At 61.5% G+C, this 12,873-nt stretch carries 14 protein-coding genes and 1 pseudogene; 10 read left to right on the plus strand and 5 right to left on the minus strand.

From position 1 onward, the window contains the following. Positions 1 to 186 precede the first annotated feature (186 nt). On the plus strand, positions 187 to 1,254 hold the full coding sequence (locus KX816_13965) for a hypothetical protein (GenBank protein QXQ05349.1): 1,068 nt from the start codon (positions 187 to 189) through the stop codon (positions 1,252 to 1,254). Between the two features lie 295 nt (positions 1,255 to 1,549). On the opposite strand, the gene KX816_13970 is transcribed toward KX816_13965, so the two are convergent. The 4 genes and pseudogenes from KX816_13970 to KX816_13985 all read right to left on the minus strand — a co-directional run bounded on the left by KX816_13970 (position 1,550) and on the right by KX816_13985 (position 4,009). Next, entirely contained in the window at positions 1,550 to 1,918 is a 369-nt protein-coding gene (locus KX816_13970) for a nuclear transport factor 2 family protein (protein QXQ05350.1), read from the minus strand. A 247-nt stretch (positions 1,919 to 2,165) separates the two neighbouring features. Further along, positions 2,166 to 2,342 (minus strand): annotated as a pseudogene (locus KX816_13975) (1,4-beta-xylanase). Positions 2,343 to 2,377: 35 nt separating this feature from the next. Beyond that, complete coding sequence (gene hmpA / locus KX816_13980; GenBank protein QXQ05351.1) at positions 2,378 to 3,592, minus strand: NO-inducible flavohemoprotein; 1,215 nt, start codon at positions 3,590 to 3,592, stop codon at positions 2,378 to 2,380. Between the two features lie 27 nt (positions 3,593 to 3,619). Further along, positions 3,620 to 4,009, minus strand: coding sequence for a DUF1971 domain-containing protein (locus KX816_13985; GenBank protein ID QXQ08583.1), 390 nt, complete (start codon positions 4,007 to 4,009; stop codon positions 3,620 to 3,622). Between the two features lie 399 nt (positions 4,010 to 4,408). Between KX816_13985 and KX816_13990 the strand changes: the two genes are divergently transcribed. The 7 genes from KX816_13990 (at position 4,409) to KX816_14020 (ending at position 8,923) form a co-directional block, all read left to right on the plus strand. Further along, entirely contained in the window at positions 4,409 to 4,861 is a 453-nt protein-coding gene (locus tag KX816_13990) for an Rrf2 family transcriptional regulator (protein ID QXQ05352.1), read from the plus strand. Between the two features lie 157 nt (positions 4,862 to 5,018). Continuing rightward, positions 5,019 to 5,564, plus strand: a complete 546-nt coding sequence (locus tag KX816_13995) for an NAD(P)H-dependent oxidoreductase (protein QXQ05353.1) — start codon at positions 5,019 to 5,021, stop codon at positions 5,562 to 5,564. Positions 5,565 to 5,740: 176 nt separating this feature from the next. Next, positions 5,741 to 6,604 (plus strand): AraC family transcriptional regulator, encoded by an 864-nt coding sequence (locus KX816_14000; protein QXQ05354.1) that lies wholly within the window; start codon positions 5,741 to 5,743, stop codon positions 6,602 to 6,604. A gap of 142 nt (positions 6,605 to 6,746) precedes the next feature. Continuing rightward, a complete protein-coding gene (locus KX816_14005; protein ID QXQ05355.1) occupies positions 6,747 to 7,226 on the plus strand; it encodes a cupin domain-containing protein in 480 nt (159 codons plus the stop codon). Beyond that, entirely contained in the window at positions 7,223 to 8,053 is an 831-nt protein-coding gene (locus KX816_14010) for a lysophospholipase (GenBank protein ID QXQ05356.1), read from the plus strand. The genes KX816_14005 and KX816_14010 overlap by 4 nt, the downstream gene beginning before the upstream one ends. Before the next feature lie 32 nt (positions 8,054 to 8,085). Beyond that, positions 8,086 to 8,547 (plus strand): carboxymuconolactone decarboxylase family protein, encoded by a 462-nt coding sequence (locus KX816_14015; GenBank protein ID QXQ05357.1) that lies wholly within the window; start codon positions 8,086 to 8,088, stop codon positions 8,545 to 8,547. A gap of 115 nt (positions 8,548 to 8,662) precedes the next feature. Further along, entirely contained in the window at positions 8,663 to 8,923 is a 261-nt protein-coding gene (locus tag KX816_14020) for a hexameric tyrosine-coordinated heme protein (GenBank protein QXQ05358.1), read from the plus strand. Positions 8,924 to 9,346: 423 nt separating this feature from the next. On the opposite strand, the gene KX816_14025 is transcribed toward KX816_14020, so the two are convergent. Further along, positions 9,347 to 11,224 carry a GGDEF domain-containing protein gene (locus tag KX816_14025; GenBank protein ID QXQ05359.1) on the minus strand — a complete coding sequence of 626 codons (1,878 nt, stop codon included), beginning with the start codon at positions 11,222 to 11,224 and terminating at the stop codon, positions 9,347 to 9,349. Positions 11,225 to 11,469: 245 nt separating this feature from the next. On the opposite strand from KX816_14025, the gene KX816_14030 reads away from it, so the two are divergent. Both KX816_14030 and KX816_14035 read left to right on the plus strand, forming a co-directional pair. Beyond that, positions 11,470 to 11,721: a hypothetical protein gene (locus KX816_14030; protein QXQ05360.1), complete on the plus strand. Its 252-nt coding sequence runs from the start codon at positions 11,470 to 11,472 to the stop codon at positions 11,719 to 11,721. A 297-nt stretch (positions 11,722 to 12,018) separates the two neighbouring features. Further along, entirely contained in the window at positions 12,019 to 12,573 is a 555-nt protein-coding gene (locus KX816_14035) for a PEPxxWA-CTERM sorting domain-containing protein (protein ID QXQ05361.1), read from the plus strand. Positions 12,574 to 12,873: the final 300 nt, after the last annotated feature.

Consider the following 12,873-nt stretch of genomic DNA (forward strand, 5'->3'; position numbering starts at 1 on the left):
CGAGTCGCATCTTAAGTCCCCAATTTAACAGTGAATCAACCGTGCAAGGCATGGTGCCATTATTGCTGTTAGAGAAAGCCAGATGACTGCTTATAACTCGGTCCACGACGGAGCTTAGGGGCTCGATTGGCCATGAATACTCCCCCCGGGGGGAGTATTGTACGCAAACCTCGGGAAGCGCAGATCATGAACCTCTCAGCACGCCAGCGGATACTCGAGGAGATCCGACTGCTATGTCAGTGCGGTGTCGGCCTCGAAGCAATTGCATCGCCACTGTGCGACGCGACACGTCGGCTAACCGGAGCCGATGCAGCAGCGCTGTTCTGGCATGATGAACAAGGGTCGATCCTTGGCTTCTGCCACGACCTCGCGCCTGACGAGATAAAAGAGCTGTTCATCATGCGTTTCGACGAACTCTTCGCGCCACCGGGGGGTAATCGGATCAACGAGTGGCTTTTGAAATCACCGACGACGATTGGCACAGCACTTGATTTACCGCCCGAATACTTTGAAAGTGCAAACTTCAAACTTTTGATCCAGCCGAGCGGGCATCACTGGACGTTCGATTGCCGAGTGGACATCGACGGCGTGCCTCGAGCAACGATGCTGCTCTACAATTCGGTCGAGCGGCCATTTGATCGATCCTATATACCGCCCTTACGGACGCTTCAGTCGCTGATGCGGCGCGCGATCGAGGTTCAGAAAACCAGTCCGCAATGGCAGCCGGAGCCTCAAGCGCGAGGTTCTTTGTTGGCCGATAAGTCTGGGAGAAAGCTGCTCGCGATTTCACAATCGGCACGCTCGCTGTTCTCGCGGTGTCAGATGATGCTCTATGACAAGACGATCGTCGGTTCCACGTCGCGCGCGCCGACCTTCGTCATGCAACTTGCGCTCATGCTGACCGATGCCACACCAGCAAATCTGCACTTTGGGGTAGTTGGGGGGCGGCTCGCTGCAACCGCGACGCGGCTATCTGCGATCGGAGCCGGCGATGCCGATGTCATCTCCGTCGATATCGCTTTCGAGCGAGCGGTCGAGGTTATCACTGTCGAGAGCATACTTGCTCTGACGCTCAGCCCGCTCCAACGCGAGATAGCGCTCTACGCCATGCTGGGCGGCTCGCGCGGCGCCTGTTCCGACGAATTCGGTGTAACCGAGGAGGCGTTGAAAAAGCATCTCAAAGCCATATACCGTGTTACGCAAGCGGCGAACTGGAGCAGCCTTGCCACGTCCACGTGGAGGGAGCGGCCGTAAATGCTAAGCTGACTCTTGAGAGGACATGTTGGCCCATTGGGCGTGTGTTCCGACTTCCTTTTGGTCACGGCGATTAGGTGTCAGCTATCACCAAATAGGAACATCGTTTCACATCATCCGCGCTAGGTGCGGCTGCCAACCGGCACGTTCAAGTCAGCCAGACCCCTTTTCAGACATTAATGCTCGCCTTCTGCCTTCCCGGAACCGGATGTTTGTTCAAGTCCAGATCCCGCCAGCCCAAACCTGCACTTCCGCTTCTGTCTGCTGAGCGAGCAGGAGCTGGTGTCGGTCTACATCACGCAACGGGCTGATCGAAGAACATGTAGAGTGCGGTGATCTTGCCGTCGCGGACGATTACGAAGTCGGTACCCGCATAGGCGGGTGGGTCGCCCGGCTTTCCCGACGCCCAGCGCACGCGCCCCGCGGTGTCGTGCACCTCTTCCGGGACGCCGAGCTCAGTGTAGCGGAACTCGGGATGCGTCGCGCGGACCATGCCGGCATTTCGCTCGATCGCGTCGTGGCCGCGATGAACTCCGTCGGGGGCATAGAACGCGCCGTCCTCGGCCCAAAGATCCTCGATCGCGACGCGGCGACGCCGAGGATCGTCCTCGCCGAAAACCTCCTGGAGGTTCCGGCTCATGATGGTCGAGATGCTGTGCGACATGATATGTCTCCTCGTTTGCGGATGGAGCGGCAGCCGGAGAGATTAATTAGGTCCGGCCGAGCGGCTGGAGTTGGTCCAAATTAGGCGTTCGCGACAATCGATGAACTGTATTCCTTGACTATGCTTCCGATCCGCCGGCTGGCCGACCGCATTTCGTCATGCCTGTCAGACCAGTGCGCCGTCTTATGCCAGGTTTGCCATCGGTAACCGAGAGGCTCAGCCCGGGACCTTCGCAGCAGCGACGACCATCGAACTCGGCCTGCCGGTAGGGAGTGCCGTCGGTGTGGAGCACCTCATGGAACCGGATCGCGGGCTCATCATAGGTGTTAGGCTTCTTCCAGCTGTTCCACGGCAGCCGGGTCTGCGACTTGCCATCGACTAAGCCCCAGCTGATCGGCACCGGCACGCGGGGCCTCTTGCCGAGCGTGCCTCTGCTTTACCATGGACCAAGTTGTTTGGTCAGGCGGCCAGCAACTCGTCGGCCGGACCAAAGAACTCGTAATGGACGCGGTCCGCATGAATGCCGGCGCGCGACAGACCGCCGACGAATGCTCGTAGAAAGAGCTTTGGACCGCATAGGTAGATGTCCGCGTCGTCGAGTGGGACGTTATTCTGCAGCCAGTCTATCGACGGCATGCCTGTCACGTCGTGCGTCCGACCGATCTCATCGCCTGCAACCGGATCGCTGTAGAAAGTTATCACCTTCATCGCAGCGTGCTCCGAAGCCAGGGTCCGGACACGCTCCGCCATAGCATGCGTTGCGCTATTCATCGTGCCATGAACGTAATAGCATTCCAGGCCCTTGTGCCGCGTCGCAATCGTTTCCGCCATGCTCACCATTGGCGTCAGGCCGACACCGCCTGACAACAGCACGACTGACCGCGGCGGCTGATCGGCAAGGAAAAAGTCTCCCGCCGGCGGTGTCGTCTCGAACTCAAAACCGATGTTGGCATGCTGGTGAAGGTCGAGCGAACCGCCTCGGCCGTTGTCCTCGCGCTTGATGGAAATCCGGTAACAGGAGCCGTTTGGTGCGCACGAGATCGAGTAGTTGCGCTTGGTACAGGCATTGCCCGGCATGGCAAAGCGCAGCGTAAGATATTGGCCCGGCTTGTGCGTGATTACCGCCTTGCCGTCCGAGGGATGTAGCACGAAGGTGGTGACCTGATCGCTCTCGCGGATTCGGTCGCTGATCCGAAACCGCCGCCACCCGGTCCAGCCCCCGTCGGTTGCCTCCATTGCACGGCGGAGGCGGCTTTCGCGGTCCTTGAGAATGTCGGCGAGCACCCAGAATGCCTCGCCCCACGCCGCGAGTATGTCGGGCGTAGCCACCGCGCCAAGAACGTCGGCGATTGCCGCAAGCAGCGCTTTCGCAACATAGGGATAGTGCTCCGGCAGGATGTGGAAGCCGATGTGTTTCTGCGCGATCCGCTCGACCACCGGGCCGAGGGCACCGAGGTTATCGATGTTCCGGGCGTAGCCCAGCACCGCCCCGGCGAGAGCATGGGCCTGTGCGCCGCCTTTGCCCTGGTTCGCGAGGTTGAACAGCGCGGCGATGTGCTCATCCTCGAACAGGCGTGCGTACATCGCAGCGGTGATTTCATCGCCGTGCGCGGTGAGCGCCGGAACGGTCGCCTTGACGCGCGCGATCACGTCCGCAGAAAGCGGATTTTTCATCTTTGTTCTCCTTCAGCTCAGGCTGGTTCAGACGGGTCGGGGATCGTGGTCGTAGAAATCGACCTGCATCCGCATCGCGCCGACGGGTTCGACGCGATGCAGTTGTTGCGGGCTGATATATCCCGGCACGCCGGGCGTCAGGATCTCGGTCAGGTCGCTGTCCTCGAGACAGTAGCGGACGGTGCCTTCGACGACACGGATTACCCCCCACACACCTGCCTTGGTCAAATGGGCGCGCTGCAGGCCCTTAGGCAGGCTGGCGGTGTCGAAGACTGGCGTCGAACGATAGGGCTGTCCGACCGCTGGCGGCGCTGGCGTCTTTCGCCGCGGCCCGAGCAAGTCGGCGATGCCTTCCGGCGTCCGAAGCTTGAGCGCCAGTTGCAGGCTCTCCGAAATCCGGTTCGCCTTGGCCTGCATCGTTGTCGCTACGGCGGCCGGGAGCATCGCGTCGGTTGTCTCCTGCCACAACGCGAGCCACCGTTCGAACAGCGGCCTGGTCAGACTGTCCGCGTGCTTGATGTGCTGGGCCATCGGGTTGCCCTTGTACCGCCCCGTGGTGAGCATGACCGACGACCAGAAGTCAGCCAGTCGCATTAGATGCGAGGGCCAGTCGTCGACTGCGCCGGCGAAAATCGGACCGAGGTCGGCATCCTGTCGAACACGCCTGTAAAATGCCTCCAACAGCGGGGGCAGCGTCGCCTCATCTAGGGTGGTCTCCACGACTCATCTCCATAGCTGTACTACAAATACATCTATTCGACCGAATCAAAAGATGCAACGGCTTTACACCTTTAATATGCGAAGCTAGACAGCCGCATGCGTCTGAGCCGTTACACCGACTATGCGTTGCGCGTGCTGATGCATGTCGCGGTCAAGGAAGACCGGCCGTCGTCGATCCCGGAAATCGCACGGGCCTATGCAATCTCAAGCGACCATCTCGGCAAGATCGTCCACGATCTTGGCAAGGCGGGCTACATCACGACACGTCGTGGTCGTGGTGGCGGCATTCGGTTGGCGCGAACGCCCGCCCATATCAATCTGGGCGACGTCGTCCGGCACACCGAGGATGGCTTCAACTTGGTGCCCTGCCCAGAATGCGTGATCGTTAGCGCGTGCACCTTGCCGCGTATCCTCGACGAGGCGGTCGGCGCGTTTCTCGCGTGCCTCGACAAGTACACCCTTGCCGACCTGCTTGTCCGTCGGGAGATACTGGGCGATCTGCTCGCGATCAGTGGACCTCTGCAAGATGACAGCGTCCGAATGACTTGAACGCTGATGAGTAGTCACCAGAGCTCGTAAGATTGGCGTCGGCGGCCGCGAACGTTCCTACCAGAGAGCTTTAGGGCCGAAAGCGTTGGGATGGGGTTGCGTGAAGCACCGGCTGCGATGATCGTGCAATGGCCCTTCGAGCTTGGAGACATAACGGATGACCAATGTTGCAGTGATCGTCGGCAGTGCCCGCACCGGTTCGATCACACGCAAGGTCGCGGACGCGATGATCAACTTGGCACCGCAAGATCTCAACTGTCAGATTGTCCCGATCGCGCAGTTACCCATGTACAACCAGGACCTCGACGGGAGTCCGCCCGTCGAGTGGGTCGCCTTCCGCGACCTCATACGGGGATTCGATGCGGTGCTGTTCGCTACGCCGGAATACAACCGGTCGATGCCGGCACTCCTCAAGAACGCCATCGACATCGGCTCGCGGCCGTATGGCCACAGCGTATGGAGCAAGAAACCAGCAGCGGTGGTCAGCGTGACCCGGGGTGCGCCGGGAGGCTTCGGCGCAAACCACGCGGTCCGCCAATGTCTGGTATTTCTCGACATGCCGATCCTGCAGCAGCCCGAGGCCTATATTGGCAACGCGCCCAACTTGTTTAACGAGGACGGGAGCGTCATCGACGCATCGAAAAGCTTCCTCGCTGGGATCATGACAGCTTTCGCCTTCTGGATCAGTCGAACGGCAGTCTAGGCTAGACGCCCGGGTTACGATGATCCGGGAGGCGTCGCTGAAGTGCTGCCCCTTACGGCCCGCCGAAGGGTGCTGCTTCATAACCAAATTTCACCGACTCAATGACCGCGTATACTACACGCTAAATGCGGCGTGCGGAGCGGCTCGTGTCTCAGCGTGCAACAAGCAATCTCGACATGGCGTACTTCGAGGCGCCGGAGACGCGCACGGTCACGGCCAGCACGCTCGATCGCGGCGTGGTCAGCTTCTCCCGCGTCCGTGCCGGGGAAGCGCTGGGTTATATTGCGACGCCAGTCCGCGAAGACGCCATCATGCTCGGCTTCCAGCATCGCGATCTGCAGGCCGATCTGTTTTTGGACGATCGCAAAGTCGATGTGCAGGGCCCGAACTTCGGCGCTTTCACGCTATACGATTATCGGCGAGAATGGGCCTGCTCGATTAACACCGGCTTCGAGGCAACAAACCTCTATGTACCCCGGGCCGTCCTCGACGCCGCATCGGAGGACAGCCGATCCGGGGACCTGATCATCAATGCCGGCATCTGCGTCGTCGATCCTGTAATCGCTGGGCTGGTGATGGCGCTGGGGGCGGTCTTCGACGGCCGCAGCCGGCCGACAACCTTGTTTCTGGACCACATCGGCTGGGCGCTGGCCGCGCATTGCACGACTAACTTTCTTGCCGCGCGCAGCTCTTTCAAACCGATTCCAGGGCAACTTGCTCCATGGCAGTTGCGGCTGGCCAAGGATCTGATGGCGTCACGGCTCGACGGAGAGATACGGCTAAGCGAGATCGCGACAGCCTGCGGCCTGTCGGTCAAGCATTTCGCGCGCGCGTTCCAGCGGTCGACGGCGGCTCCCCCGCACCGCTGGCTGATGCAGCGCCGAATCGAGCGCGCGCAGAGCCTGCTGCTTTCAACGTCGGACCCGATCGCCGCGATCGCACTCGAGTGCGGCTTTACCGACCAGAGCCATTTCACAACCGTGTTTCGGCGCATCGTTGGCGTGCCGCCCGGCGCTTGGCGCCACATCAAACGAAACTGATACACAGCGCGGATTTCTTGCAAGTCGTGCGCCTTTCTTGAAAGATCGAGCTCCTCCGCTGACCTAGCGTGCTTGGCATGCAACCACGTTCAATCCGCTCTGCAGAACAGCGGTTGACGATGGCGGCGCGAGGATTTCGGTCATGAGAATCCCAGTTTTCCGTCGAGAGCCGGGCGCGCCCGTCTCCGCGATGGCGCGCGCCCTGGTTGCCCTGCCGGCAAGTGTGTCGGCCGTCCTCGTACTGCTAGCGGCCGGCCAGATCGCGCCGCGCGAGGAGAGAGTAACGCCCCTCGCCGCGCACGCGTTGCCTGGTGGCTCGGGCAAGCGCTTCACCGCAGTCGAAGTCCTTTTCCCGCCCGGCGCGCGCGCCGCTCCGCACCGGCACGGCAGCGCATTCCTTTACGCCTACGTCCTTGAGGGCGAAGTGCGGAGCCAGATCGAGGGTGAGCGGCTGCAGACCTATCACACCGGAGAAAGCTGGATCGAACAACCGGGCGCCCATCACCTGTTGACCGAGAATAACAGCGCCGACCGCCCGGCCCGGCTTCTGGTGACGTTCGTCTCGCAGGGCAGCGAGCCGCTCAAGATACCCGACGCGCCACCGAGGGGCGACGCCAGGTGACCGCTCGCAAAGAAGAGGCGTTCACGACTACCGACGGGATCCGGATCGCCTTCCGAAGCTGGCGGCCGGAGGGCACCGCCCGTGGCATCGTCGTTATCGTTCCGGGCTTCAATTCCCACAGCGGCTATTATGGCTGGGTTGCCGAACAACTGAACCGCGACGCTCTGCTGGTCTTTGCGATCGACCTGCGCGGTCGCGGCCGATCAGAGGGCGAGCGCTTCACGGTCACGTCGTTCGCCGACTATGCGGGAGACGTGGCTCAGTTGATCGCGCTCGCCAAGGCGCACGTCCCGGGACTGCCGCTGTTCCTGCTCGGTCATTCGGCGGGGGGCGTGGTCGCAGGGCTCTACGCCATCGACCGGCAGGACGAGCTGCGAGGGCTGATCATTGAAAGCTTCGCGTTCGAGCTTCCCGCCCCCGACTTCGCGTTGGCGATCATCAAGGGCGTGAGCCACGTTGCGCCCCACGCGCATGTCCTCAGGCTCAAAAACGAGGATTTCTCGCGCGACCCCGCCATCGTCGCGGCGATGAATTCCGACCCGCTGATCGCCGACGAGGCCCAGCCGGCCGAGACGCTTGCTGCGCTGGTGCGGGCGGACCAGCAACTGCGGCAGGGGTTCAGCCGGCTCGTCCTGCCGCTCCTGATCCTGCACGGAACAGAGGACAAGGCCGCCAGGCCAAACGGCAGCCAGCACTTCTACGAGGCAGCCGGCGCTGCCGACAAGACTCTCAAGCTTTATGCCGGACGCTTCCACGACCCGCTTAACGACGTCGGTCGCGACGAGGTCATCGCAGACATCTCGAACTGGATCGATCTTCACCTTTAACGAGGACGGTTCGGAGATCCACGGAGGAAACAATGACGGCCAGACTGGACTACAACGGCGCCAGCCCGCTTGGAATGAAGGCGCTGGGACACGTCTACCGACACGTCCGGCAATCCGGCCTCGATGCCGGGCTTATCGATCTCGTCTACCTCCGTGTCAGCCTGATTAACGGCTGCGCCTACTGCATTGACGCGCACACGCGCGACCTGCTGAAACGCGGCGTCGCTGCCGACAAGCTGCCGCTGCTCCCCGTCTGGCGCGAGGCGGCCGCCCTGTTCAGCGCCGAGGAGCAGGCCGCGGTCGCCTGGGCTGAGACCGTCACACGCGTAGCTGACACCGGCATTCCCGACGCGGATTACGAAACGGCTCGCGGCGTCTTCGATGCCCAGCAGCTGACCGACCTGACCATCGCGATCGGATTGATCAATGCATACAACCGCCTCGGGGTTGGCTTCCGGGCTGTGCCGGCGGCCGTCCAGCACGCCGCCGGCTGATCGCACCAATGAGACGCGCCCGCCTCTTGCATAGGGCTTCGGTCCTCTGGGCGATCGCAAGAACTTACGAACCAGCGAACATTCTTTGTCAGTCCCTCGAAGATGGAGCTCAACGATGACGCAAGTACCGCAACGACCCCTTGTCCCGGACAACACCTTGATAACAAGGACGCCTGAGGACGGGAGAGCCTTAGCGATCATGCTCGCTAGAAACTCGATCCATGCGATGCAGGGCGAGTTGGAAACTTTGAAAACCGGCCGCCCCCAGTACGCACATGATCCGTACGGCCTGATAGCGGCGAGCCACGTCATCGCGGTCGAATTCGCGACGATCGCTGCAGCTAACAACTACTGGCGGCAGCAGACGCCTGCATGAATGGCGCGCGAACCAAACCGTGTGAGGCCGCTCACCGACTGTTGCACCGGAATGCCTTGTCACCGACTGGCGATCCGTGCGCGGCGCCACGCAGTCGATCCCGAAGCAACCGGTGCGAAATTTCGTCGTCATCGGCTGGTCGCGTGAGCGCCGCAGCGATACCCGACGCGCGATAGGTCGTTGGCACCACTCTCGATACACACGGCACGCAGTCCCGGCGCTGTGTCGGCGGTAATGACGATCACCGGCATATCCGCCTTGGTACAAGATGCGCATAAGTCCCCTGCACGATCGATCCTCCGCGCCTCGCGGACGATCGCCTTGACATTGCCGAACTAGCGTAACCTTGTGCTGACCAACGGTTCACCAAGCGGCGTACCATGAACACCGACAGACGGCATTCCTGGCAGTATCCACGCAGATTTAGACCACTTCGTCAGGCTGAAGGCAGGCGGGGCAAATGCGATCCGCAGTGCGGTCGACGTGGCTGTCACTTTGCGGCGACGCTCGGGTAGAGGCCGCCGCGATGCGATCCCGACCAGCGCGTTTCGCGCGATAAAGCGCCCTGTCAGCGCTCCGGACCAGCGTTTGTAGATCCTCGCTACCGACAAGAGATGCCACCCCAGCGCTGAATCTGACCGGCACGGGCCCAGCAGCCGTAGGGATTGTTGTGGCCAGTGCAGCTCGCAAGCGCTCGAGCGATTCGACGGCTTTGTCTTCTGAAGTGTGCGGAAAGATGATGAGGAACTCCTCGCCACCCCACCGCGCAATCACATCGCTGGTGCGGAGAGTGCTGCGCATCAATCCGGCAAATGCGACAAGAACCTCGTCGCCGGCACTATGGCCATGTGTGTCGTTAATGCGTTTGAAGTGGTCCATATCGATAACCGACATGGCAAGCGGCGCGCCTGCCTTCACATAGCTTCGGATCAGGGTGCTCTCGTGTTCGATCACGAAGCGACGATTGTGCAGGCCGGTGAGGGGATCGGAGTAGGCGATGCGGGTCAGCTTGCGGCGATGAAAGATGCCCATCGCCATGATGACCAACAGCAATATGGCGCCGAACGCTGCGGACACCGCCAGCACGGTGTACCGCTGCGCCTGCGCTCGCTCCCGCTCGTTCGAGAACTCGAGCCGCTGGCGCAACTCGCGGTTCCGCGCGGCGGTACGATCTGCGTCGAAGCTGGCACGAAGCACGGCACTCTGCCGCGCTTGCTGCGATGTCCTCTGTTGCTCGGTCCCGCGCACATAAACATCGAGGTCACGGTAGGCGTCGCGCATCCGGCCCAGTCTCCGGTTGGCATCGGAGCGCAACCGGTACGCCTGGGGTGCAGAGGCAAAGGACGAGAGTACGTCGGCCTTGGCCAGCAAGCGGTCGAGAATCGCAAGAGTCAGCCCCGGCTTGCCTTGCGCGAAGGCAATCCTCGCCAGAAGAAACTGGGTCTGCCCGGCTGCATCCACGTCGTAGCGACTGAAGATCGCGCTAGCGCGCTGGCACAGCAATGTTGCTTGGCGAAACGCGCGCAGCTCGATCAAGGTGGCGCACGTCTGAAGATCGAGAAACGCCGAGCCCACCGGATCAAGACCGGCCGGTGCAAGCGCATGTGACCGCTCGAAGTCGGCGAGCGCCGCTTGGTAGGCTCCGCGACCAAGGTTAAACGATCCGCGAAAATAGAGATCTGTCGACAAGGCCACCGTCCGGCCACGCGCCCAATCCCAATCGATCACCTCTTCGATCAGCGAGATGGCCTGCAGGTGGTCCCCCGCCCAGTCTATGACGCGCGCAAGCTTCTCGGTCGCAAGAACATGTTGCTGCGCCATGCGGGGATTGGAGGTGACCCGGTACGCCTCGGCAAGGTCAACGACAGCGCGTTCTGGCGTGCCCCGCATACGCTGCATCTCGCCAAGCGTTATCTGCAGGCACGCATCTGCAGCGGATCCGCGCACCTGACGCCGCATTGCAGTTTTGACGGCAGGAAGCGCCTCGTCGATTTCTTCAGGGCGGAACCCGTTCATGGCGTACCGCGCGAGAAGTTCGACCTGAAGCGGGGTTCCCAAGACCGGGCCTTGCTTCATCACAACCAGTGCGGTGCGCCGCGCATCTGCAGGACGCGACAGCGTATCGTACGCCTCGGCCCGCGCCGCCTGCCGCCAACCAGACCGCAGAGAGGCCCCTGGCTCCGCCTTATCCCGCTGGGTTTCTGTCAGCACGGCAGTCGGGTTTTGACCCGCAAGCTCAGCCAAGCTTCGCAACTCGTGCGTCGGAGCGGACATGCAGCCTGCCCGCGCGATTGCCGTCATGGCCAGTGTAGAGGTGACCGATCCCCTGAGGGCGATCGCTACGCAGCGGCGAACGACGGCACCGTTAACCAAACGCGGGGTCGCTCGCATTCGGGTTCCTTGTGGAAAAGCGGCGAGTTAGCATCGTAACACATAAGCTTAGGTAAACGCCGCTTGTCTCCGCCCTGCACAAACACGCCGATATTTTGGTCTGACCTTGACGTGTTTGAAGCCGGCGCGGCTTCAATGCCGCTTCCCATGATAAAATGTCTGTGACGATAATGGCTGCAGGCGTCCGCTTTGTCGAAGAGCGTCACCAGCTTGTCAGCATCGTCGATCTGTCGCGCAAGAACGTGTTCGACATCGGTCAGACGAGGCGCACGAATCCATCGCCGCTCCAGCGTTCGCTGCTGATGCCGTGTTGCGCGCGACAACACGCGATACGACAGTATGAAAACCGCTCCGCCGTCGAACCGCCCTGCGCGGAGATCGAAAGGCTAAACGTCAAGTTTGCGTAAAGGCCGAGCTATGAGAGTCTGATCCGCATGTCGAGTTCCGGGTTTCAGCTCGACCGTCAACCTTGAAGAAGAACTGATCCAGATTTGTTTCGCAACTCAAAAGGGTGTCGGATTAATTTACAATTTGCTAACGTTGGCAGAGAAGAACGGCGCAAAAGCGCCATTTTAGGGTTTGGTATGGAACTTGCTGCCGCTACACCGACGCGACGTTAGCGTCTTGTAAGCGAAGGTATGTATATGCTTAAGATAATCCTTGGGGTAGCGACTGCATTTGGTCTCGTTTCAGCGGCCAGTGCGATGACCATCGTCGCGTCCACGAATGGTCCCGACAGCGGCATTCCCGCCGGCCAGCACCTGATCACCGACTTCAACACAGCCGCTGGCCTGTCGGGCACGTACCAGCTCGAGACCGGCTCGGTGTCGGGTCAGTTTGCTGCTCCGTACCAGGACACCACCCAGTACCTGACTGTGCTTGGCGGTCACTCGGCAACGCTAGCAATCTCGCCGGCGCTGAAGGCATTGAGCTTCTACTGGGGCTCGATCGACGACTACAACACCGTGTCGTTCTTCTCCGGAAGCACGCTCGTTGCCTCGTACACCGGATTGCAAATCCCGGCCGCGCCAGCCGACGGCAGCCAGGGCGATCCGTCCAACAATCGCCGTGTCAGCTTCAACTTCGGCGGCGTCCCGATTACCAGTGTCAACTTCGCCTCGAGCCAGAACTCGTTCGAGCTCGATACCGTCAGCGGCGCGGTTCCCGAGCCGGCGAGCTGGGCGCTGCTGATCGTCGGCATGGGCATGACGGGGGCCACGATGCGCCGCCGTCGCGGGGCCACTGTCGTCGCAGCGTAAGTGGACTTGGCCGCGGTCCAGTGTGGACCGCGGCCAGCTTTCCTTGGGGTACTGCGATAATCAATCCAATGCCGAGTGACGCCAACGTCGAGACTTGGTTCGCCCGCCACGCTGACGGTGCCACCGTCGTTGCCGATCATGTCCTGCTGCCGCTCGCGCCGTGGATCCCTATCATCGGCATTCCGGCGAACGATCGCTGATTGCCGCGTGTGGCAATCGACTGGTCGCCAAAACAGTCGTCAACGCGAATGTTGGAACGCTTCGGCCGACAACCGATCCATCGGCCTCGGAAGCGGAGCA

It is taken from the genome of Sphingosinicellaceae bacterium (assembly GCA_019285715.1).
GTDB lineage: Bacteria > Pseudomonadota > Alphaproteobacteria > Sphingomonadales > Sphingomonadaceae > Glacieibacterium.